The organism is Nonomuraea sediminis (genome assembly GCF_018531495.1).
GTDB classification, from domain to species: domain Bacteria; phylum Actinomycetota; class Actinomycetes; order Streptosporangiales; family Streptosporangiaceae; genus Nonomuraea; species Nonomuraea sediminis.
Genome location: NZ_JAHDTI010000004.1, coordinates 915,749 through 937,453, shown reverse-complemented (window position 1 = coordinate 937,453; position 21,705 = coordinate 915,749). Strand labels below are relative to the sequence as shown.

General features: G+C 68.8%; 26 protein-coding genes. 3 read left to right on the top strand and 23 right to left on the bottom strand.

What is annotated here, in order from left to right; genetic code table 11:
• Nucleotides 1–121 precede the first annotated feature (121 nt).
• Entirely contained in the window at nucleotides 122–664 is a 543-nt protein-coding gene (locus KIK09_RS24145) for a TetR/AcrR family transcriptional regulator (protein WP_250573567.1), read from the top strand.
• A 99-nt stretch (nucleotides 665–763) separates the two neighbouring features.
• Here KIK09_RS24145 and KIK09_RS24140 read toward each other — a convergent pair whose 3' ends face one another.
• The 4 genes from KIK09_RS24140 to KIK09_RS24125 are packed head-to-tail and all read right to left on the bottom strand — an operon-like array spanning nucleotide 764 to nucleotide 4,256.
• Nucleotides 764–1,081: an STAS domain-containing protein gene (locus KIK09_RS24140; protein ID WP_214321540.1), complete on the bottom strand. Its 318-nt coding sequence runs from the start codon at nucleotides 1,079–1,081 to the stop codon at nucleotides 764–766.
• A gap of 35 nt (nucleotides 1,082–1,116) precedes the next feature.
• Entirely contained in the window at nucleotides 1,117–2,280 is a 1,164-nt protein-coding gene (locus KIK09_RS24135; protein ID WP_214321539.1) for a sensor histidine kinase, read from the bottom strand.
• A complete protein-coding gene (locus tag KIK09_RS24130; RefSeq protein WP_214321538.1) occupies nucleotides 2,281–3,384 on the bottom strand; it encodes an ABC transporter permease in 1,104 nt (367 codons plus the stop codon).
• Nucleotides 3,381–4,256: an ABC transporter ATP-binding protein gene (locus tag KIK09_RS24125; RefSeq protein WP_214321537.1), complete on the bottom strand. Its 876-nt coding sequence runs from the start codon at nucleotides 4,254–4,256 to the stop codon at nucleotides 3,381–3,383. The genes KIK09_RS24130 and KIK09_RS24125 overlap by 4 nt, the downstream gene beginning before the upstream one ends.
• A 234-nt stretch (nucleotides 4,257–4,490) precedes the next feature.
• On the opposite strand from KIK09_RS24125, the gene KIK09_RS24120 reads away from it, so the two are divergent.
• The gene (locus tag KIK09_RS24120; protein WP_214321536.1) at nucleotides 4,491–5,081 is read left to right on the top strand and encodes a cob(I)yrinic acid a,c-diamide adenosyltransferase; all 591 of its coding nucleotides are present in this window, start codon (nucleotides 4,491–4,493) and stop codon (nucleotides 5,079–5,081) included.
• 4 nt (nucleotides 5,082–5,085) lie between these two features.
• Here KIK09_RS24120 and KIK09_RS24115 read toward each other — a convergent pair whose 3' ends face one another.
• The 19 genes from KIK09_RS24115 to rpmE all read right to left on the bottom strand — a co-directional run bounded on the left by KIK09_RS24115 (nucleotide 5,086) and on the right by rpmE (nucleotide 20,484).
• Nucleotides 5,086–5,457, bottom strand: a complete 372-nt coding sequence (locus KIK09_RS24115; RefSeq protein ID WP_214321535.1) for a DUF2550 domain-containing protein — start codon at nucleotides 5,455–5,457, stop codon at nucleotides 5,086–5,088.
• A 23-nt stretch (nucleotides 5,458–5,480) separates the two neighbouring features.
• On the bottom strand, nucleotides 5,481–5,882 hold the full coding sequence (locus tag KIK09_RS24110; protein WP_214321534.1) for a F0F1 ATP synthase subunit epsilon: 402 nt from the start codon (nucleotides 5,880–5,882) through the stop codon (nucleotides 5,481–5,483).
• A gap of 46 nt (nucleotides 5,883–5,928) precedes the next feature.
• Nucleotides 5,929–7,374: a F0F1 ATP synthase subunit beta gene (gene atpD, locus KIK09_RS24105; RefSeq protein ID WP_214321533.1), complete on the bottom strand. Its 1,446-nt coding sequence runs from the start codon at nucleotides 7,372–7,374 to the stop codon at nucleotides 5,929–5,931.
• 1 nt (nucleotide 7,375) lies between these two features.
• Complete coding sequence (locus KIK09_RS24100) at nucleotides 7,376–8,278, bottom strand: F0F1 ATP synthase subunit gamma (protein WP_214321532.1); 903 nt, start codon at nucleotides 8,276–8,278, stop codon at nucleotides 7,376–7,378.
• A gap of 3 nt (nucleotides 8,279–8,281) precedes the next feature.
• The gene (gene atpA, locus KIK09_RS24095; RefSeq protein WP_214321531.1) at nucleotides 8,282–9,928 is read right to left on the bottom strand and encodes a F0F1 ATP synthase subunit alpha; all 1,647 of its coding nucleotides are present in this window, start codon (nucleotides 9,926–9,928) and stop codon (nucleotides 8,282–8,284) included.
• Nucleotides 9,929–9,951: 23 nt separating this feature from the next.
• The gene (locus tag KIK09_RS24090; RefSeq protein WP_214321530.1) at nucleotides 9,952–10,761 is read right to left on the bottom strand and encodes a F0F1 ATP synthase subunit delta; all 810 of its coding nucleotides are present in this window, start codon (nucleotides 10,759–10,761) and stop codon (nucleotides 9,952–9,954) included.
• The gene (locus KIK09_RS24085; protein WP_214321529.1) at nucleotides 10,761–11,300 is read right to left on the bottom strand and encodes a F0F1 ATP synthase subunit B; all 540 of its coding nucleotides are present in this window, start codon (nucleotides 11,298–11,300) and stop codon (nucleotides 10,761–10,763) included. The genes KIK09_RS24090 and KIK09_RS24085 overlap by 1 nt, the downstream gene beginning before the upstream one ends.
• 32 nt (nucleotides 11,301–11,332) lie before the next feature.
• Nucleotides 11,333–11,566, bottom strand: coding sequence for an ATP synthase F0 subunit C (gene atpE / locus KIK09_RS24080; protein WP_214321528.1), 234 nt, complete (start codon nucleotides 11,564–11,566; stop codon nucleotides 11,333–11,335).
• A 55-nt stretch (nucleotides 11,567–11,621) separates the two neighbouring features.
• Complete coding sequence (gene atpB / locus KIK09_RS24075; RefSeq protein ID WP_214321527.1) at nucleotides 11,622–12,422, bottom strand: F0F1 ATP synthase subunit A; 801 nt, start codon at nucleotides 12,420–12,422, stop codon at nucleotides 11,622–11,624.
• 67 nt (nucleotides 12,423–12,489) lie between these two features.
• The gene (locus KIK09_RS24070; protein WP_250573566.1) at nucleotides 12,490–12,705 is read right to left on the bottom strand and encodes an AtpZ/AtpI family protein; all 216 of its coding nucleotides are present in this window, start codon (nucleotides 12,703–12,705) and stop codon (nucleotides 12,490–12,492) included.
• A 65-nt stretch (nucleotides 12,706–12,770) separates the two neighbouring features.
• Nucleotides 12,771–13,193 carry a Cg1360 family ATP-synthase-associated protein gene (locus KIK09_RS24065; protein ID WP_214321526.1) on the bottom strand — a complete coding sequence of 141 codons (423 nt, stop codon included), beginning with the start codon at nucleotides 13,191–13,193 and terminating at the stop codon, nucleotides 12,771–12,773.
• A gap of 130 nt (nucleotides 13,194–13,323) precedes the next feature.
• Complete coding sequence (locus KIK09_RS24060; RefSeq protein ID WP_214321525.1) at nucleotides 13,324–14,619, bottom strand: glycosyltransferase family 4 protein; 1,296 nt, start codon at nucleotides 14,617–14,619, stop codon at nucleotides 13,324–13,326.
• Nucleotides 14,620–14,676: 57 nt separating this feature from the next.
• A complete protein-coding gene (gene glyA, locus KIK09_RS24055) occupies nucleotides 14,677–15,942 on the bottom strand; it encodes a serine hydroxymethyltransferase (protein WP_214321524.1) in 1,266 nt (421 codons plus the stop codon).
• 20 nt (nucleotides 15,943–15,962) lie between these two features.
• Complete coding sequence (locus KIK09_RS24050) at nucleotides 15,963–16,340, bottom strand: hypothetical protein (RefSeq protein WP_214321523.1); 378 nt, start codon at nucleotides 16,338–16,340, stop codon at nucleotides 15,963–15,965.
• A complete protein-coding gene (locus KIK09_RS24045) occupies nucleotides 16,340–17,527 on the bottom strand; it encodes a hypothetical protein (RefSeq protein ID WP_214321522.1) in 1,188 nt (395 codons plus the stop codon). The genes KIK09_RS24050 and KIK09_RS24045 overlap by 1 nt, the downstream gene beginning before the upstream one ends.
• Nucleotides 17,528–17,614: 87 nt before the next feature.
• Complete coding sequence (locus KIK09_RS24040) at nucleotides 17,615–18,262, bottom strand: L-threonylcarbamoyladenylate synthase (protein ID WP_214321521.1); 648 nt, start codon at nucleotides 18,260–18,262, stop codon at nucleotides 17,615–17,617.
• A 10-nt stretch (nucleotides 18,263–18,272) separates the two neighbouring features.
• Nucleotides 18,273–19,127 carry a peptide chain release factor N(5)-glutamine methyltransferase gene (gene prmC, locus KIK09_RS24035; RefSeq protein ID WP_214321520.1) on the bottom strand — a complete coding sequence of 285 codons (855 nt, stop codon included), beginning with the start codon at nucleotides 19,125–19,127 and terminating at the stop codon, nucleotides 18,273–18,275.
• Nucleotides 19,124–20,176 (bottom strand): peptide chain release factor 1, encoded by a 1,053-nt coding sequence (prfA, locus tag KIK09_RS24030; protein ID WP_214321519.1) that lies wholly within the window; start codon nucleotides 20,174–20,176, stop codon nucleotides 19,124–19,126. Before prfA ends, prmC begins: the two co-directional genes overlap by 4 nt.
• Nucleotides 20,177–20,265: 89 nt before the next feature.
• Entirely contained in the window at nucleotides 20,266–20,484 is a 219-nt protein-coding gene (rpmE, locus tag KIK09_RS24025) for a 50S ribosomal protein L31 (RefSeq protein ID WP_214321518.1), read from the bottom strand.
• A gap of 190 nt (nucleotides 20,485–20,674) precedes the next feature.
• On the opposite strand from rpmE, the gene KIK09_RS24020 reads away from it, so the two are divergent.
• A complete protein-coding gene (locus KIK09_RS24020) occupies nucleotides 20,675–21,694 on the top strand; it encodes a COG1361 family protein (RefSeq protein ID WP_214321517.1) in 1,020 nt (339 codons plus the stop codon).
• Nucleotides 21,695–21,705 lie beyond the last annotated feature (11 nt).

Here is a 21,705-nt window from a genome sequence, read left to right as displayed (position 1 = left end):
GATCATCCGTCCATAATTGTGTGCTCTGGGGGCCACGATCATGTTGGACGGGTGGAATGTGAACCGGTCTTACCGGGGAATGACAGCAGAGCAAAGGCTGGCTGATAGGCGCGAGCGGCTGATGACAGCCGCGTACACGCTCTACGCCAAGCCTGGATTCGCGGCGACGACGATCGAAAGGCTGTGCTCGGAGGCGCGGATCTCCAACCGCGCCTTCTACGAATGTTTCGGCGGGCGCGAGGAACTGCTTCAGGCGCTGCACGAACGGTGTGTCGACGAAACGCTGGCCGCCGTGGCCAAAGCGTTACAGGACGCGCCGAGCACGCTGGCCGCCAGAGTGCAGGCAGGGATTCGCGCCTACGTCGAATTCGCCACCGCCGACTGGCGTCGCGCCCGCATCATGCACGTGGAGGTGCGCAGGTCAGGCGATGTGCTATCGCTGTCGAGGCAGCGTGCCGTGGACGCCTTCGCGCGCCTCATCGAAGAGGCCTCCGCCGAATTCCCGCAGCCCGCGCGGCTCAATCGGCGGCTGCTCACACTCGGTGTAATTGGAGCGCTGCAAGAGCTGCTCATCGAATGGCTGCTGGCCGACGAACAGCCCGAGACCGAAGAGCTCGTCGGCGTGGCCGTGCACATCTTCGGCCGATCGCTCGGTGCGACGTGATGGATTGATCACGCGGCGCGAGATTTCGCGCCGCTTTTCACATCATTTTCGAACTCTCACCGCCCGCGGGATTTCCGTGCAATTGCATTTGCACGAGTCTCACGCCACGGCGGCGTGCGTAACCTCGACGTTGAGCACTCGATTCAGCCGCGTCACCGCGAGTATCCGCATGATGCGCGGCGGAACGCCGCGCAGGATCAGGCGCCGCTCGGCGCTCATCGCGCGCCGGTGCGTCCCGACGAGCACGCCGAGACCGGTGGCGTCGATCATCTCCAACCGGGAGAGGTCGAGGATCAGGTCGCCCGTGCCCGAGTCGACCGCGTCGTGCAGGCGCGGGCGTACTCCGGCCGAGGTCCCGGCGTCGAGGCGGGCACCGACCCGCACCACCCGGGCGCGGGGATCGCCCTGGACTCGCATGCCACCTCCCTGCTCACACCCTTCGGGTCTACCCCCTACCCACGAATCGGGAGTGAAACAACCGCGTTCAACACGAACTGGCCGTCACCGGTGGGCCGGGCCGTGAGCTTCCCGCCCACCGCCGCCAGCCGCTCCCCCATCCCGGTGAGCCCGCTGCCCAGGTCGGCGGCCTGACGACGGGCCACCCCGTCGTTGCGGACCACGAGCTCCGCCTCTTCCTGGGTGAAGCGCAGCGTGATACCGCAGTAGGTGGCCGTGCTGTGCTTGAGCACGTTGGTGACCGCCTCCCTGACCGCGTAGGCGAACACGGGGGCCAGGCCTTCGGGCAGGTCCCGGTAGGGCAGGTTGAGCTCGCACCGCACTCCGGCCGCCTCCAGCACGCCGCGGACGCTGCCCAGCTCGGCCGACAGGTCCAGCTCGCGGTATCCGCGCACCGCCTGCCGCAGCTCCCGCAGGGCCTGGCGGGTCAGCGCGTTCACCTCGGTCATCTCGCTCCTGGCCGGTCCCGCTTCTGCCAGCCGTACGGCCAGCTCGGCCTTGACGGCGATCGCGGACAGCTGGTGGCCGACCAGATCGTGCAGGTCCCTGGCGAAGCGCAGCCGCTCCTCGGCCACCGCCAGCCTGGCGTGCGCCTCGCGGCCCTCGTGCGCCTCGTTGGCCAGGCGCCAGATCCAGGCCCACATGCGGTTGGAGCCTGGCATGGCCAGGCACCAGATCGCGTAGACCAGGCAGGAGACGGCGATGGACGACCAGAGCGACCCGCCGCCGACGCTGAACAGGCTGCGGCCTGTGAGGATGCCGAGCACGCTCAGCGCGCCGCAGACCACGAACGTGGCGAGCCCGACGAGCTGGGCCTGGCGCTTGCTGACGCCGAGCACGGCCACGGAGAGCCAGGCCACGGGCAGAACGCCCCAGCCCATCGGGTCGGCGCCGCCCAGCGCCGCGGCCACCACGGCCAGGGCACCGGCCGCCACGACCTCGCGGGTGGCGTACCGGTGCTCGATCGCCGCGCCGGTGATGCGCAGGAAGAACCAGGAGAAGGCGATCCCGGCGAGCACGGCCGGCACCAGCAGTGGCCAGGTCGTCACACCCTCGGCCAGCGAGGCGGCGGACATCGCCACCACCATGAGCCAGGCGACCACCAGCATGCTGTTGAGCATCATGCTGGTGAGCCGCCGGGCTCGCCCGATCGCCTCCATCTAGCGAACGCGCAGGACGTCGGCGAGCTTCACCCTGGCCCCCGTGCGCAGGACGGCTCGCTGGTAGACCTTGGCCCCGATCGACAGCACCCCCGCCACGGCGGCCAGCATCAGCACCGCCGCGATGCCGGCCTGCCAGAGCGGCACGTCCACCGCGGCCATCCGCACCGGCATCACCATCGAGGAGAACGGCGGGATGAACGACAGCACCTGGGCGAGCGTCCCGGTCGGCTCGAAGGTGGCGTAGAAGGCGGCGAAGTAGGTCACCATGATCAGCATCGTGAGAGGCGTCATCACGTTGCTGACCTCCTCCTGGCGCGAGACCAGCGAGCTCAGCGCGGCCGCGAGCGTGGCGAAGAAGGCATAACCCAGCACGAACCAGCCCAGCACGCCGGCCACGATCCCGACCATCCCCGGCGGGAAGTCCATGGCCACGCCGGAGACCTTCGAGGCGGTCACACCCACCACCAGGATCGTGCACAGGTTGATCAACCCGAGCGCGCCCAGTCCGATGATCTTGCCGCCGAGCAGTTGCCACGGCCTGACCGAGGTGAGCAGGATCTCCACGATGCGGCTGCCCTTCTCCTCCACGACGCCCATCGCGACCATCATGGCCTGTCCGATGAGCAGCATGAAGAGGACGACGACCAGCGTCACGGCGATGCCCGTGCGGGCGGCCTGGTAGCGGGTGTCCTGGCCCACCGACTCCAGCGCGAGCGGCGCGATCTTCACCCCCGCCGCACCCAGCTTGACCTCGCGGTTGGCGCTCTGCAACAGAACGGCGAGCTTGGACTCGAGCTCCCCGTCGGAGATCACCTTGGTGCCGTCGACGATCACGGCGTCGGCGTCGCCCGCCAGCACCGCCTTCTTGGCGGCGGCCTCGTCGGGGAAGCTCTTCCACTCGATCTTCGCGCCGGGGTCCTGCAGGGGCAGCTTCTGGGAGTTGACCGTGCCCAGCTTGTAGGAGTCGGGACCGCCGAACACCTTGGGCGCGAACGCCACCGCGCCCACCAGCACGGCCGTGATGAGCAGGCCGATGACGAAGGCCTTGGTCCGGATGTGGGTGGTGATCTCGCGGCGGGCGACCAGCATCATGCCGTTCATGCCACGGCCTCCTTGAAGATCTCGGTGAGGGACGGCTGCTCGAGGCCGAAGTGCTCGACCTGGCCCGCCTTGATCGCGCGGCGCAGGATCTCCTGGTCGTCGCCGTTCTGGGCGAGCAGCACCTGCCGGTCGCCGTTGACGGTCACCGAGCCGGGCAGCCCGTCGGCCCAGCCGGGCGCCGGGTCGCGCACGACCACCCGCAGCGTGCGGCCCTCGGCGGCGCGCAGGTCGCCGACCGTCCCCGAGGCGACCATCCGCCCGCCCGAGACGATGCCCACCGAATCGCACAGCCGCTCGACCAGTTCGAGCTGGTGGCTGGAGAAGATCACCGGCACCCCGCCGCGGCCCCGCTCCTGCAGCACCGTCGCCAGCGCGTCCACCGCGATCGGGTCCAGCCCGGAGAACGGCTCGTCCAGGATCAGCACCTCGGGGTCGTGCACCAGCGCCACCGCCAGCTGCACGCGCTGCTGGTTGCCCAGCGACAGGGCCTCGACCGCGTCCCCGCGGCGCTCGGTCAGCGACAACCGCTCCAGCAGGTCGTCCGCGGCCTTGCGGGCCTTGCCGGGGCCGAGGCCGTGCAGCCGGCCGAAGTACTCGACCTGCTCGGCCACCCGCATCTTCTGGTAGAGCCCCCGCTCCTCAGGCATGTAGCCGAAACGCCGCCGGTCGGCGAATCCCAGCGGCCTGTCCTCCCAGTGCACCGAGCCGGAGTCGGGCTCGAGCACGCCCATCACGATGCGCATGGTCGTGGTCTTGCCCGCGCCGTTGGCGCCGACGAACCCGAACATCTCACCCGGACGGACCGCGAACCCGATCCCGTCCAAGGCCAGCTTGCTCCCGAAGAGCTTGCGTAGTTCCCGAATCTCCAGCATGCGCCTATGGTGCCGGTCCGGGTGTCATGCCTGGTAGTTGCCGAAATCACCGCCCTGCTTTGACATTTGTCATCCGCCGGAGCGCACAGCCAAGCGCCTGCAGTGCCTCCCGCGGGCCGCACAAGCGCTACAGCGGCACGACCACCGGCACCCCGGACAAACGTGTCTACCCTCGCTCTACGGGCGTCAGACGGCAAACAGGACGTTCGCTGCCGGCGTGCGATCCTGGACAGCATGACCCGAGCAGACAAGGACAAGCCCGTCGTCCTCTCCAAGATCTACACCCGCACCGGGGACGACGGGACGACCGCGCTGGCCGACATGAGCCGGGCCGCCAAGACCGACCCCCGGCTGGCCGCCTACGCCGACGCGGAAGAGGCCAACGCCGCGATCGGCCTGGCCCTGGCCTACGGCACGCTCTCCCCCGAGATCACCGCCGTGCTCGGCCGCGTCCAGAACGAGCTCTTCGACCTCGGCGCCGACCTGGCCACGCCGGTGGTCGACGATCCGCCCTTCCCGCCGCTACGGGTCGAGCAGTCCTACATCGACTGGCTGGAGGAGCAGTGCGACGCCTTCAACGAGCGGCTCAAGCCGCTGCGCAGTTTCATCCTCCCTGGCGGCGACCCGGCCACCGCCCAACTGCACGTCGCCAGGGTCACGGTACGGCGGGCCGAGCGGACGGCCTGGGCCGCGCTGCACGAGCACGACGACACGAACCCGCTGACGGCCAAGTATCTGAACCGGCTGTCGGACCTGCTGTTCATCCTGTGCAGGATCGCGCACGACGGCACGGAGATCCTGTGGAAGCCGGGCGGCACCCGGTAACGGATCAGGCGACGTCGAGGTAGGCGCTGGGAGGAGCCGACTCCAGCCAGGCCAGGAAGCCGGTGAGCGCGTCGGCGCTCATCGCGAGCGAGATGTCGTGCGTCGTGCCCGAGCAGTCGACCGCGAACAGTTCGCCGTCGAGCGGACGGCGGGAGGAAACGACGAGGCCGCGCCTCGCGATCGCGTGGCGCGGCCTCAGTCGCAGACCCAGCAGGGGAATCCAGTGGAGCTCCCCAGCGGCGTAGCGGGCTACCCCGCTACGCCAGCGGTGGTTGCCGACGCGGAGCCGGCACGGCACGTTGCCGTTCAACACGATGGCACGTACCACCACCAGGGCGGCAAACAGCAGCAAACAGATGAGAATCGCCGCTACCATGCCGCCCCCTTGGCTTGTGTACGTCAGACCTCTTCGCCTGCCGCGCGCAGCCGGGCCCTGGCCCGCTTGGCCGCGACAGCCGCGTCGGCGTCCTCCTGGTTGGCCTCGATCGAGGCCTGCGCCCGTTCGAGCGCATCGCGGGCGGCCGAGACGTTGACCTCGGACCCGAGCTCAGCCACCTCGGCGAGGACGGACACCTCGTCGTCCGCCACGGAGATGAAACCGCCGTGCACGGCCGCGACGAGGTCGTCGGCGCCCTCCCGCTTCACGCGCAGCACGCCGCCCTCGACCAGGACGCCGAGCACAGGTGCGTGTTGCGGCATAATACCGATCTCGCCGTCCACGGTCTTGGCAATCACCATGTCGGCTTCGCCCGACCAGATCTCCCGCTCGGGCGAGACAACCCCAACTCGTAGCTTCGCCACGTAGCTTCCTTTCCGGCGGGGGCAGGGCCCCCGCCACGGGCGATGATCAGCGCTCGAGTTCCTTGGCCTTCGCCACAGCCTGGTCGATGCCGCCGACCATGAAGAACGCCTGCTCGGGAAGGTGGTCGTACTCGCCGGCGCACAGGCCCTTGAAGGAGGCGATGGTCTCGTCCAGCGGCACGTTCTCGCCCGGCTGGCCGGTGAACGCCTCGGCAGCGTACATCGGGTGCGACAGGAACCGCTCGATCCGGCGGGCCCGCTGCACGGTGACCTTGTCCTCCTCGGACAGCTCGTCGATACCGAGGATCGCGATGATGTCCTGGAGCTCACGGTACTTCTGCAGGATCCGCTTGGTCTCCTGGGCGACCGCGTAGTGCTCCTCACCGACGACCTGCGGGTCGAGGATGCGGGAGCTGGAGTCGAGCGGGTCCACCGCGGGGTAGATGCCCTTCTCCGAGATCGGCCGGGACAGAACGGTCTGCGCGTCCAGGTGAGCGAACGCGTTGTGCGGCGCCGGGTCGGTGATGTCGTCCGCGGGCACGTAGATCGCCTGCATGGAGGTGATCGAGTGACCACGGGTCGAGGTGATGCGCTCCTGGAGCACGCCCATCTCGTCGGCCAGCGTGGGCTGGTAACCCACGGCCGACGGCATGCGGCCCAGCAGCGTGGAGACCTCGGAACCGGCCTGCGTGAAGCGGAAGATGTTGTCGATGAACAGCAGCACGTCCTGCTTCTGCACGTCGCGGAAGTACTCCGCCATCGTCAGCGCCGACAGCGCCACGCGCAGACGGGTGCCCGGCGGCTCGTCCATCTGACCGAAGACGAGCGCGGTGTCCTTGAGGACGTCCGCCTCCTCCATCTCCAGCCAGAGGTCGTTGCCCTCACGGGTACGCTCGCCCACACCGGCGAAGCACGAGGTGCCACCGAAGTTGCGGGCGACCCGGCGGATCATCTCCTGGATCAGAACGGTCTTGCCGACACCGGCACCACCGAACAGGCCGATCTTCCCACCCTGCACGTACGGGGTGAGCAGGTCGATGACCTTGATGCCGGTGACCAGCATCTCCGTGCGCGACTCGAGCTGGTCGAAGGCCGGCGACGGACGGTGGATGCCCCACCGCTCGTTGATCTTCAGGGACGCGGTGGGAACGTCGAGCGTCTCGCCGAGCGCGTTCCACACGTGGCCCTTGACGACGTCGCCCACGGGCACCGAGATCGGGGCGTTGGTGTCGGTCACGGCAGCGCCGCGGACCAGGCCGTCGGAGGGCTGCATGGAGATCGCGCGCACCAGGTTGTCACCGAGGTGCTGGGCGACCTCGAGGGTCAGCGTCTTGGTCTCGCCACCGAGGGTGACCTCGACGTGGAGCGCGTTGTAGATATCGGGCATCGCATCGACGGGGAACTCCACGTCGACGACGGGGCCGTTGACGCGCGCCACCCGGCCCGTTCCGGCCGCGGAGTTCTCCACGGTCTCAACAGCTTCTGCAGTCATTTCACTCTTTCCCCGCTGCGGCGTCAGCGAGCGCGTTGGCGCCACCGACGATCTCGCTGATTTCCTGGGTGATCTCGGCCTGGCGAGCCTGGTTCATGTCCTGGGTGAGGACCCTCATCAGCTCGTTGGCGTTGTCCGTAGCGGACTTCATGGCGCGGCGGCGTGCGGCCTCCTCCGAGGCCGCCGACTCCAGCAGCGCGGTGAAGATGCGCGACTCCACGTAACGCGGAAGGAGCGACTCGAGCACGTCGGCCGCGGTCGGTTCGAACTCGTAGTAGGGCGGGATCGCGTCGCTCGCGCTCGCCTCGGTCTCCTCGACCTCAAGCGGCAGGATCCGCTTGACGACCACGTTCTGGGTCAGCATCGAGACGAACTCGGTCGAGACGATGTGGATCTCGTCGATGCCGTTCTCGTCCTTGAAGGAGTCGATCAGCACCTGCGCGATCTCCTTGGCGTCGGCATAGGCCGGCTTCCTGGAGAAGCCGACCCACTGCCCGCCCATCTCGCGGTTGCGGAAGGAGTGCCAGGTGACACCCTTGCGCCCGGTCACGAACGGCGTCACCTTCAGGCCGCGGCTCTCCAGCAGCCCGCGCAGGGCCTCCGCCTCGCGCAGCACGTTGGCGTTGAAGCCGCCGCAGAAACCGCTGTCGCTGGTGACGACGAGCACGCCCGCCGTGGCGGGGTTCTCCTTCGCCACCGTCAGCGGGTGGTCCACGCTGGCGGCGTTGCTGACGACCCCCGTGACGGCGCGCGTGATCTCACGCTCGTACGGCAGGGCCGCCTGCATCCGCTGCTGCGCTCGCACGATCCGCGAGGAAGCGATGAGCTCCTGGGCGCGCGTGATCTTGGCGGTCGACTTGACCGACTTGATCCGCCGCCGCAGCAGCCTTAGCTGGGCACCCATGACCTACTTCTCCGCCTTGCGGACAACCTTGCGGATCTTCTCCTGGCCGACCTCTTCGGCCTCCAGCGGCGCGACCGGCTCGTCCTTGATGAGCAGCTCACCGGAAGAGGTGGTGAAGCCCTTCTTGAACTCCGTGATGGCGTCCTTCAGAGCGGTGACCGTGTCGTCGGACAGCTCGCGCGTCTCGCGGACCGCGTCGAAGATGCCCTTGTGCGCGGTCTGGATGTAGTCCAGGAACTCCGACTCGAAGCGGCGGATGTCCTCGACCGGGACCTCGTCCAGCTCACCGGTGGTGCCGGCCCACACCGAGGCGACCTCGCGCTCCAGCGAGAACGGGCTGTACTGGGGCTGCTTGAGCAGCTCGACCAGACGCAGACCGCGCTCGAGCTGAGCCTTGGAGGCGGCGTCGAGGTCGGAGGCGAACGCGGCGAACGCCTCCAGGTCACGGTACTGGGACAGCGCCAGACGCAGCGTGCCCGCGACCTTCCGCATCGCCTTCGCCTGCGCCGAGCCACCGACTCGGGACACGGAGATACCGACGTTGATCGCCGGACGCACACCGGCGTTGAACAGGTCGGTCTCGAGGAAGACCTGGCCGTCGGTGATGGAGATGACGTTGGTCGGGATGAACGCCGAGACGTCGTTACCCTTCGTCTCGATGATCGGCAGGCCGGTCATCGAGCCGGCGCCCATGTCGTCGGAGAGCTTGGCGCAGCGCTCCAGCAGGCGCGAGTGGAGGTAGAACACGTCGCCGGGGAAGGCCTCACGACCCGGCGGGCGACGCAGCAGCAGCGACACGGCGCGGTAGGCGTCGGCCTGCTTGGTCAGGTCGTCGAAGACGATCAGGACGTGCTTGCCCTGGTACATCCAGTGCTGGCCGATGGCCGAACCGGTGTACGGGGCAAGGTACTTGTAACCCGCGGGGTCGGAGGCGGGAGCGGCCACGATCGTGGTGTACTCCAGCGCACCGGCCTCCTCGAGGCGGGCCTTGACCTGCGCGATCGTCGAACCCTTCTGGCCGACGGCGACGTAGACGCAGCGAACCTGCTTCTGCGGGTCGCCGGAGGCCCAGTTGTCGCGCTGGTTGAGGATGGTGTCGACGGCGATCGCGGTCTTGCCGGTGCCACGGTCACCGATGATCAGCTGGCGCTGACCACGGCCGATCGCGGTCATGGCGTCGATCGCCTTGATGCCGGTGGCCAGGGACTCCTTCACCGGCTGGCGCTGGACGACCGACGGCGCCTGCAGCTCGAGGGCGCGCAGGCCCTCGGACTCGATCGCGCCCTTGCCGTCGAGCGGGTTGCCCAGGGGGTCGACCACGCGGCCGAGGAAGTTGTCGCCGACCGGCACGGACAGGACCTCGCCCGTCCGGCGGACCGACTGGCCCTCCTCGATCTTGCTGAAGTCGCCCAGGATAACGACACCGATTTCACGGGTGTCGAGGTTCAGTGCCAGGCCGCGCGTGCCGTCCTCGAACTCGAGCAGCTCGTTCGCCATCGCCGAGGGCAGGCCGGAGACATGGGCGATGCCGTCGCCACAGTCGACGACGGTCCCGATCTCCTCGCGCGCGGCGCCTTCCGGTTCGTACGCCTGGACGAAGCGCTCAAGCGCGTCCCGGATCTCGTCCGGCCGGATCGTAAGCTCCGCCATCTCTACTCTGTCTCCCTATTCGCCTAGCCGGCCAACCGGCGGCGGACTTCTTCGATTCGTCCCACAATGGTGGTGTCGATGATCTCGTCGCCGATGCGGACCGAGAATCCACCGAGCACTCGCGGATCCACCTCGACGTTCAGGTGCACGTCGCGGCCGTAGGAGCTCTTCAGCCACGCCGCCAGGCGCCGCTTCTGCTCCTCGGACAGCTCGACGGCGCTGCGCACCACTGCCACGAGGCGCTGGCGCTGCTGGGCCACCAGCTGGCCGTACTCCTCCAGCCCGCTCTCCAGGCTACGTCCTCTCGGGTGCAGCACCAGCTGCGTGACGAGACGCAGCGTGGTCGGCGCGACCTTGCCGTCGAGCAGGTCGCGCAGCAGCTGCCGCTTGCCGTCCTCTGGGGCGGCGGCGTCCGTGAGGGCGCGGCGGAGTTCGGGATTGCCGGCGATGATGCGGCCGAAGCGGAAGAGCTCGTCCTCCACGTCGTCGAGCTTGCCCTGTGCCTCGGCCTCGCCGACGGCGGCGACGACGCCGAGCCGCTCGAGCACGTCGGACAGGTCGCCCGCGCGCGACCACTTGGCCGACACGGCGGCCTCGGCGGTGGCGATCGCGGGCTCGCTGACCTTGCCGGACAGCAGCCCGCGCACGGTCTGCGCCTTCTGCTCGGCCGGCCGGGCCGGGTCGGACAGAGCACGCCGCAGGCCGTGCTCGCGGTCGAGCAGATCCGCGATCGCGAACAGCTCGTCGGCGAGGGTGCCGAGATCAGCGCTTCCCGCCACGGCGTTGAAGCGCTCCTCGACCTCCGCCAGCGAGGTCCTGCTCAGACCGATCATCAGCGGACCGCCTCGAGCTCATCGAGGAACCGGTCGACGGTACGGCGCTGCCTGGCCTCGTCCTCGAGAGACTCGCCGACGATGCGGCCGGCCAGGTCGGTCGACAGGCGACCGATCTCGGTGCGGAGCTGGGCGAAGGCGGCCTGGCGGTCGGCCTCGATCTGAGCGTGCGCGGCGTCGATGAGCCGGCGCGCCTCGGCCTGAGCCTCCTCGCGGAGTTCGGCCTTGATCTGCGCTGCCTGCTCGCGGGCCTCTTCACGCAGGCGAGCCGCCTCGTGCCTGGCCTCTGCGAGCTGGTCGCGGTACTGCTTCTGCAAAGCCAACGCCTCGGCCTGAGCCTCTTCCGCTCGCTTTATGCCGCCTTCGATAGCGTCGGTCCGCTCGGCCAGCGTCTTCTGGATACGCGGGACGAGGACCTTGATCAGGAAGATGGCGACGACGGCGAACGAGAAGATACCGACGACGAGCTCGAACGTGTGCGGGAGGAGCGGGTTGTAGGCCTGCTCCTCCGCCGCGAGGAGCGTAGCTGCCTTGGTCATGGTCGCAGCCTTTCGTCAGGGGTTTCTTCTGGTTACTTGATGCCCGCGAAGATGAAGGGGGCGACCAGACCGATCAGGGCGAGGGCCTCGGTGAGGACGAAGCCCAGGAGCATGTTCTGACGGATCAGGCCGTAGGCCTCCGGCTGGCGGGCGATGGCCTGCACGCCCTGACCGAAGATGATGCCGACGCCGATGCCGGGGCCGATGGCGGCAAGACCGTAACCGATGGCGGTGACGTTGCCGGAGACCTCAGCGAGAACGCTCATTACTGTTCTTCCTTTACTGGACGGCCGGTGTGGGTACCGGTCTGGACTTTCGGGGTCAGTGCTCGGGGTGCAGCGCACCGCCGATGTACATCGCGGCCAGCATGGCGAACAGGAACGCCTGCAGGAACTCGATGAACATCTCGAAGCCGGTGAAGATGATCGTCATGACGACGCCGACGGCACCGAGGGGGGCGCCGAGGGGAGTCAGCTCCTGGAACAGGAACCAGAAGCCGACCATGCTGAAGAACGCGAGGAGCATGTGCCCCGCGAACATGTTCGCGAACAGTCGCACGGCGTGCGTGAACGGCGCGATGATCATGTTCGAGAGGAACTCGATCGGGGCGAGCAGCACGTAGATCATCTTGGGCAGCCCCGGCGGGAACATCATGTTCTTGAAGTAGCCGATGGCGCCCTGGTGCTTGACGCCCAGGTAGATCTTGAGGATGTAGATGGTGCCGGCCAGCACGATCGGGAAGGCGATGTGCGAGGCGACGGGGAACTGGGCGATGGGGATGACGCCCATGAAGTTCCAGACCAGGACCAGGAAGAAGATCGACAGCAGCAGACCCATCCACCGGTCGGCGTCCTTGCCCAGGAACGGCCTGGCGACCTGGTCACGCACGAACATGTAGCCGTACTCGGCCACGTTCTGCACGCCCCTGGGAACGATCTTCGGGTTGGCGAACCCGGCCCAGCAGACGGCCAGCACGATGATGGCGCTCAGGATGGCGAGCAGCACCGGCTTCGTGAACCAGTCGACGCCGGGGATGATCGGAGGAAGGTTGAACAGTTCCTGAGGCGTGGGTGCCTTGAATCCACCATCGTCTGCGGTGGCGAGGACCGTCAGCGCATTCACGCGGCGTTCCCTTCAACGTCGTAACGGATCACAGAGGATTTCTGAGTGGGGCGATCGCAGCGTGGCGCTAGCGACTGAACTTGCGGTAGGCCAGGTAGCCGGACAGCATGACCCCAAAAACCACGCCTATAGGGAAGAGCGCGGACAGGCCAAGCCAGCGGTCCAGCAACCACCCGAGTCCGCCATAGATCGCCATCCCTGCGAGCAGATAGCTGGGGATCGACCACATGGCGTCGGCGAAGTCGCGACCGTCGTTCTCCGGCCGGCGTTCCTGTTCGCTCATCGCGGGCTTGACGATAGCAGGGAAGAGGAGGACTAGTCATATCGGGCCCCATCCCTTTACCCGGATCATGAGTCGCCGTGCCCGGGAACCTTGGCGTCGGGGTCGACGTACAGCATCTTGGTCTTCATGAAGGCGCGGACTTCGAAGGCGGTCCACACGAGCGTGCACGCCACGACGGTCCAGGCGAACGCCCTGGTGTCCCACGCGGACGTGTCACGGAATGTGGCCAGCATCACCATGATGACGACCACTTTGACTAGATAGCTGACCATCGCGGCGGCGGCCATCATGTGCGGCGAGATCCGGGCGGCATAGGAGACGGCTACCACGCTGATGCTGAAGAAAACACCTACGAGCAAGGTGCCGATCGTCGCGCCCAGCGCTCCCTTGCCCCCGGCGAGCAGGAAGGCCAGGACCACGGCGAGCACTCCCACGACCAGTGTGGGCAGCGCGGCGCTCTTGAGTACGCGCACGTCGTTGGCCTGCATCGGTGCTCCATCAGCAAATTATCAAGCGAGCGTTTGCTACCCCCAGAACCTGTGTGGTGGGGGCCCCTGCTCGTGAAAGATATCACAAGCTCACCGATGACCGCTTTTACCTGCCGTTTCTACTTCGCGATCATGAACTGCCCGGAAAGGCGTGAATGACCGGTTGCCCGTCGGCGGTGGCCCGTTCCTGCGTGGGCGGCATGACCGGCCGCCTGACCTGTTTGGTCACCTCGTCGTCCATCACGGGCGGGATCGGAGGCATCGGGCCGGTGGGCGGGCCGTCGTCGTCGGAGGGGTGTTTGCGCTCGGCCGCGTGGGCGCCGCCCCTGCCGCGCCAGCGCGGCGCGGCCATCGCCACCAGCACGACGACCGCGAGCACCACGGCGATCGGGAACAGCACCACGGGCACGGTGGCGATGGACATCGCGACGATGCCGAACGCGAACAGGAACGTCCACGCGTACATGATCAGCACCGAGGTACGCTGCGAGTGTCCGATGTCGAGCAGCCGGTGGTGCAGGTGGCCGCGGTCGGGCGCGAACGGCGACAACCCCTGCGAGGTGCGCCTGACGACGGCGGTTATCAGGTCGACCAGCGGCAGCACCAGCAGCGCCGCCGGGATGAGCAGCGGGATCAGCACGCCGAACCGGTTCATGTTCTCGATCACGGTCGGGTCGACCGGCGTCACCGTGACGAACGAGGAGGCCAGCACCATCCCGATCAGCATGGCGCCGGTGTCGCCCATGAAGATCTTGGCCGGGTGGAAGTTGTGCGGCAGGAAGCCCAGGCAGGCCCCGATCAGCACGGCGGCGATGGCGGCCGTGGTGGCTATGCGGTCACCGGAGATGCTCTGCTTCAGCAGGATCGAGTAGGCCCAGATGGCCATCGCCGAGATGCACACGATCCCGGCCGCGAGCCCGTCGAGGCCGTCGACGAAGTTGATGGCGTTGATCGCCACGACCACGACCAGGATCGTGATGATCGTGCTCAGCGGGTAGTCGAGGCTGAGCGAGCCGCCCCAGTCCTTGGGCAGCGGGATGTAGGTCAGGCGCAGCCCCGAGTAGACGAGCACGCCGGCGGCCGCGATCTGGCCGCCCAGCTTGATGAAGGCGTCCATGCCCCACCAGTCGTCCAGGAACCCGGTCAGCGTGATGATGCCGCCCGCCACGAGCAGGGCCATCACGGGGTGTCCGTCGGACTCGGCGAGCGTCTTGCCGGTGTTGGTCAGCTCGCTGGCCGTCAGCAGGCCCGCGACCAGCCCGCCGTACATGGCCAGGCCGCCCAGCCTGGGGATCGGGGTGGTGTGCACGTCCCTGTCACGGACCTCGGGCATGGCGCCGATGCGGATCGCGAAGCGTCGCACGAGCGGGACGAGCAGGTACGTCACCGCCGCCGCTATGAGCGCCATGAACAGGTATTCGCGCACGGACCTAGTTTCCCGGATGCTCCGGCCTGCTGTGGCCGGAAATCGACACAGAACGGCTTAATATTCGCTGAGATATGGCTGATGGATGGCCAAGAGCGCCTTCACTCTTTCCCGTATCTCGACGACGGTGTCGGGATAGCGTACGGCCTGCGCCACGAGGGTTCCTACCTCCTTCAGCTCCTGTGGCCCCATCCCCTGCGTGGTGACACAGGGAGTGCCCACTCTGACACCTGACGTGATCGCCGGCGGTTCAGGATCATACGGGATCGCGTTGCGATTGAGGGTGATCCCGGCATCCGCGCAGCGCCTCTCGGCCTCGGCGCCCGTGACCTCGAGTGGGCGCAGGTCGATGAGCGCCAGATGGGTCTCCGTACCCCCTGAGACCGGGCGCATGCCCTCCACCGCGAGCGCCTCGCACAGCGCCTGCGCGTTGGCCACGACCTTGTGCGCGTAGTCGCGGAACTCGGGCCGCGACGCCTCGCCGAAGGCCACCGCCTTGGCCGCCACCGCGTGCATCAGCGGCCCGCCCTGGATGAACGGGAACACCGCCCTGTCGATCTTCGCGGCCAGCTCCGCCGTGCACAGGATCCCGCCGCCGCGCGGCCCGCGCAGCGCCTTGTGGGTGGTGAAGGTGACCACGTCCGCGTACGGCACGGCCGACGGGATCGCCCCGCCGGCCATCAACCCGATGGTGTGCGCCACGTCCGCGAGCAGCCAGGCGCCCACCTCGTCGGCTATGCCGCGGAAGGCCGCGAAGTCGATCAGGCGCGGGTAGGCCGTGGCGCCGCAGACGATGAGCTTGGGCTGGTGGCGCAGGGCCAGCTCGCGGACCTCGTCGTAGTCGATGAGCTCGGTGTCGCGCCGCACGCCGTAGGAGACGACGTCGAACCAGCGGCCGGAGAAGTTCACCTTCGAGCCGTGCGTGAGGTGGCCGCCGTGCGGGAGCGCCATGGCCAGCATGGTGTCGCCCGGTTGCAGGAGGGCGGCGTAGGCGGCCAGGTTCGCGGTGGCGCCCGCGTGCGGCTGGACGTTGGCGTGCTCGGCGCCGAAGAGCCTGCGCGCCCGGTCGATGGCCAGGCGCTCGGCCCGGTCGACGACCTCGCAGCCGCCGTAGTAGCGCCGCCCGGGGTACCCCTCGGCGTACTTGTTGGTGAGCGTGGAACCCAGCGCGGCCAGCACGGCGGGCGAGGTGAAGTTCTCGCTGGCGATCAGCTGCAGCCCGCCGCGAACGCGGTCGAGCTCGTCGAGCAGCACCTGCGCCACCTCGGGGTCCTGGCGCTGGAGCAGATTGAAATCCGGGCCGTAGTAGGGCTGTTCACCCATTTCCCCACTGTACGACCGAATCACGAGAAAGCATGAGGTGCCCCCGTCGCACTGGGCACCCAGCGCGGCGTGTCGGCGGCCTCGTCGCTGATCGAGGTGAGCACGGCCTGGCGGTACATGGCCAGCCTGGAGCGCCACTCAGCCAGGTCCTGGACGTAGCGGCCGCCCACCGGCGCGTCCCACGTCTGCGGGCTCCTGGCGAGCTGGTAGGCCTTGTCGAGCGCCGTCGTGAGCGACTCCAGCAAGGGCAGCGCGGTCTGCCACGCCGTCACCAGGCGCTGGTATTCGGGGTTGAACTCCCACGCCCTCGGCTGGCCGTCGAGCGGGTTGGCGCTGCCGGTGCTCGGCGGGTTCTCGCCGGGCTGGCGGGGCTGCGGGGCGGGCGGGTCTGCGTACATCACGCGCTCCTCTCCGGGGCTCCCGGCTCGATCGTGCCCGTGGGGCCGTCCGGCTCGATGTCCTTGGGCGTCCACTCGCCGTGGCCCCACTCGCCCTTGGGCACCTCGACGCCCGGCATGTCCAGCGGCTGCACCTCGCGGACGTGGTCGTGCAGGGTCCTGAGCGCGTCCAGGTCGAGCGGCTTGGCGTTCACCGACACCACGTCGCTCCCGTCATCGGCGTACGCGCTCTGCGCGTCTCGCCCGCCACCGTCGTCCACCCCCTGTACGGCGTGCACGCCGCCGCCGGCCGTGGTCGCGTGATCCGAGGAGCCCGGGGGCGCGGTGTGGTGGGTGGGACCGCCGGGATCGACGGTGCCGGTCGGGCCGTCGGGCTGGATGTGCTTGGGCGCCCAGTCGCCGTGACCCCACTCCCCCTTGGGCACCTCGACGTGCGGCATGTCCATGGGCTGGACGTCGCGGATGTGGTCGATGAGGTTCTTGAGCGCCTCGGGGCTGATGGGCTTGACGTTGACCGAGACCACATCGCTGCCGTCGTTGACCCAGGGGCGGGCGTCGCCCGGCTCGACCTGGCCAGGGTGGTGAACCGTCGCGGCGGGCAGGTCGTGCGGCTGCACCTGGTCGATGTTCTTGATCAGGTCGTTGAGCTCGGTGGCGGTGGGCGGGTCGATGGGGACCTGGAGCACCTTGACGCCGTCGACCTCCACGACGTGCGGCTTGTGCGGGTCGAGCTGCGTCGGCTGGGTGACGGGGTCCTTGGCCTGGTCGTGCTTGCCCGACTCGGCCGCCAGATCGCCGGACACGGTCTGGTGCCCGGACTCCGTCGTGTGGCCGGAGGGCTGGTCGGACGCGGGCTTGTGGTCCGAGGGCGGGTCGGAGACCGGCTTGTGGTCCTGCGCGGGGGTGTGGTCGCCGGTGGTCGTGTGCTGGTCGCCGCCGACGATCGTCGTCGGAGTCGGGTCGTGCTTCTTCTCCAGCAGCGCCAGCCGCGCCGACACGTCGTGCACCATCGTGTCGGCGGCGTCGGCCACCTGGGACGGCCGATGCGTGGTCTGGGTGGGCAGCCCCGCCACGCTCATCACGTGGGCGACGCGGCTCTCCGTCGTCCGCAGCTCCCCCGCCACCCGCTTGACCTCGGCCAGCAGCTCGCGGACCAGCTTCGGATCCATACCGTCGAACTTGCCCATGGCTCACTCCCGACGTGTCGCCGCTCCCGCAATCACGCTAGGGGGCGAGGCACGACCCGCGCAGCGGGGATAGCCAGCGGGTATGGCTCAGGAGTCGGTGGCCACGTAGCCGATGATGCCGCGCAGCTTCTCCACCGGGATCGCGCCCTTGCGCAGCAGCCGCGGCACGGCCGTGGTCAGGTCCAGGATCGTGGAGGGCGTGTTGTCGGTCGTCCTGCCTGCCTCGAGGTAGACGGCCACCGAGTCGCCCAGCTGCTCCTCGGCCTCCTCCGCGGTCGTGGCGGCCGGGGCGCCGGAGCGGTTGGCGCTGGAGACCGCCATCGGGCCCGTCTCCTTCAGCAGGTCGAGCGCCACCGGGTGGAGCGGCATGCGCACGGCCACCGTGCCCTTGGTCTCGCCCAGGTCCCACGACAGCGCCCTGTTGGCCTTGCACACCAGCGTGAGCGGGCCCGGCCAGAACGCGTCGATGAGGTCCTGCCCGTAGGGGCCCAGGTCCTCCACCAGCGCGCTCGCGGCCCGCACGGTGCCCACCAGGACGGGCGGCGGCATGTCGCGCCCTCTGCCCTTGGCCTCGAGCAGTGCGGTCACGGAGGTGGGCGTGAAGGCGTCGGCGCCGATGCCGTAGACCGTGTCGGTCGGCAGCACCACGAGCTCGCCGCGGCGCACCGCGGCGGCCGCCTCGGTCAGGCCTTCGGCCCGCTGGTCGAGATCCGTGCAGTCAAAACGTCGTCCCACGGCGTGCATCCTAGTCCTGGCCGAGTCTGGCGGTGACGAAGCGGTCCCTGCGGGTCAGGTCCTGGCGCAGCCGTACGTCGCGCCAGCCCCTGTCCTCGGGGAAGGTCAGGTAGACGTCGCGGCCCTGCTGGTCGGCGTGCTCGACGGCGACCCAGCCGCCGGGGCGCAGCAGGCGGCGGGCCGTACGCTCGACCGCCCTGACCTCGCCCAGGCCGTCGTCGCCCGTGCCGTACAGCGCGCGCGTGGGGTCGTAGTCGCGCACCTCGGGGTCGCGCGGGATCGCGCCGGGCGGGATGTAGGGCGGGTTGGAGATGACCAGGTCGACCTTGCCGTTGAGCTCGGGCAAGGCGTCGGTCAGGTCCTCCGGGTGCAGGTGGGTGCGGCCCTGGCCGTGCTCGGCGATGTTGCGCTTGGCCCAGGAGTACGCCGCGGGGTCGACCTCGACGGCGTGCACCTCGGCCAGCGCGATCTCCTGCGCGATCGACAGGGCGATGGCGCCCGAGCCGGTGCCGAGGTCGACGACCAGCGGGGCGGCCACGTCCATGGCGCGCAGCGTCTCGATCGCCCAGCCGGCCACCACCTCGGTCTCCGGCCTGGGGACGAACACGCCGGGGCCGACCTTGAGCTCCAGGTAGCGGAAGTAGGCGTGGCCGGTGATGTGCTGCAGCGGCTCGCGGGCCTCGCGCCGGGCGATGCCCTCCCAGAACAGGGCGTCGAAGTCGGCGTCCCTGACGGTGTGGAGCTCGCTCCTGCGCACGCCGTGGACGAAGGCCGCTATCTCCTCCGCGTCGGTGCGCGGCGACGGCACGCCTGCCTCGGCCAACCGGGCGGTGGCGTGTGCGATCTCGTCCAGCAGAAAACTCATGAGTGTTGTGCGAGCTTCTCCGCCAGCTCGGCGTCGATGAGGGCCTGGGTGACGGCGGTCAGCTCGCCGTCGAGCACCTGGTCGAGGTTATACGCCTTGAAGCCGACGCGGTGGTCGGAGATGCGGTTTTCCGGGAAGTTGTAGGTGCGGATGCGCTCGGAGCGGTCGACGGTGCGGACCTGCGACTTGCGCTCGGCCTGGGCAGCGGCCTCGGCCTCCTCCTGGGCGATGGCCAGCAGCCGGGCGCGCAGGATGCGCAGCGCCGACTCCTTGTTCTGCAGCTGGCTCTTCTCGTTCTGGCAGGAGACGACCGTGCCGGTGGGCAGGTGCGTGATGCGGACCGCGGAGTCGGTGGTGTTGACCGACTGGCCGCCGGGGCCGCTGGAGCGGTAGACGTCGATGCGCAGGTCGTTGGGGTCGATCTGGACGTCGACCTCCTCCGCCTCCGGGTAGACCAGGACGCCCGCGGCGCTGGTGTGGATGCGGCCCTGCGACTCGGTGACGGGCACGCGCTGCACGCGGTGGACGCCGCCCTCGAACTTCAGCCTGGACCACACACCCTCGTCGCCCTTGGCCCTGATGCCGACGGTGACGTCCTTGTAGCCGCCCAGGTCGGAGTGCTGCGCGTCGATGACCTCGGTCTTCCAGCCGAGCCGCTCGGCGTAGCGCAGGTACATCCGCAGCAGGTCGCCGGCGAACAGCGCCGACTCCTCGCCGCCCTCGCCCGCCTTGATCTCCATGATGATGTCCTTGTCATCGTTGGGATCGCGCGGGATGAGCAGGTGCTGCAGGCGCTCCTCGAGCTGCGGGATGCGCTGCTCGATCTCGGTCGCCTCGGCGGCGAACGCCTCGTCCTCGGCGGCCAGCTCCTTGGCTGCGGCCAGGTCCTCGCGGGCGGTCTCCAGCTCGCGGTAGGTGCCCACGACGGGGGTCAGCTGGGCGTAGCGCTTGCCGAGCGTGCGGGCCTTGTTCTGGTCGGCGTGCACGGCGGGGTCGGCGAGCTGGGTCTCCAGCTCGGCATATTCCTTGAGCGTGTCGTCAAGATTCACCGTGCGTCCTTACCTGGAAGATTCTGGCCCTTTCACCAACAACGCCGACCCGGCGCACCTGCTGTGCGTCCGAGCCGGCGTCGATCGAGCTACTTGCCCGAGGCCTTCTTGCCGAAGCGCTTCTCGAAGCGCGCAACCCGGCCGCCCGTGTCGAGGATCTTCTGCTTGCCCGTGTAGAACGGGTGGCAGGCCGAGCACACGTCGGCGTGGATGACACCGTTCTTGGCGGTGCTGCGGGTCGTGAACGTGTTGCCACAGGAGCAGGACACCTGGGTCACGTGGTAATCGGGGTGAATGTCGGGCTTCATGAGAGTCCTCTCAGCTGGCGGTCGCCGGGTCGCCGGCACGGCGGGAACCGGAACCGCTTCGGTTCAGCTAACAGTGTGCCAGATGCTGGAACCATCCCAGGCCACGAGGCATTCCCCGGAACCTTATGGCGACGCCACTCCTGTCACACTAGGCTCCCGCGCACACAAAGGCACACATTAAGGACACCAGATGATGAAGAGGCTGCGGTTGCTGCTGGCAACCGCGACGGGGGCCGCGCTTCTCCTCGGGGGTACCGGACTGCAGGCCGCCAACGCCGCCGGTTCGGACTTCAACGGGGCGGCCTCGTCCGACGCGTACGTACCCCTGGACAAGGAGATCCAGGTCACGGTCACGCTCAAGCTGAAGGACCCGGGCACGGCCACCGGCATCTCCGGCACCGTGACGCCGCCCGGCAAGGCCGACAGGGCGGTGGCGTTCGGCGACTGGACCAAGAGCGGGTCCGAGGCGCCGGTCAGCGGCACGTTCGGCATCGGCAAGGACGACCCGGCCGGCGACTGGCAGCTCCACGTCAAGGTCACCAGGGGCACGAACAGCGGCGACAACGCCTTCACCATCAAGGTGACGGCCAAGCAGGGCATCACGGCCGCCTCCGTCACGCCCAACCCGGTCAAGCTACGCAAGGGCAAGGACGTCAAGGTCTCCGTGGAGGCCACGGCCAACGGCGCGAGCACGGTGTCGGCCAAGCTCGTCAGCAACGACACCGGCGAGTACTACGACCTGGGCGCGCTCGACTCGAACAACGACGGGACGTACTCGGGCGTGACCTACATGGCCGACGACTCGACGGCGGGCGCGTGGACGCTCGAGGTGTACGCCACCCGCGCGGGCCAGACGCTCAAGGGCGTGGCCGGCTTCACGGTCGAGGAGCCCACCGGGGGCGTCTCCAAGAAGGCCAAGGCCAGGATCACCCTGCAGGCGCCGGCCAAGGTGGCGCAGGGCAAGCGCTTCAAGGTCGCGGGCAAGGTCCTGCGCGGCTCGGCCGCCTACAAGGGCGCCGAGGTCGAGGTGTACTTCAAGGCCAAGGGCACCACGAAGTACAAGCTGATGGGCCTGGTCAAGGCCACCTCGACGGGCAAGTACGCCAAGCTGTTCAAGGCGGCCAAGGACGGCTACTGGCGCGCCAAGGTGGAGTCCACGTCCACGACCCGCAGCGCACTGTCCCCGCAGGACTTCGTCGACGTGCGGTAACTCCCGTACGG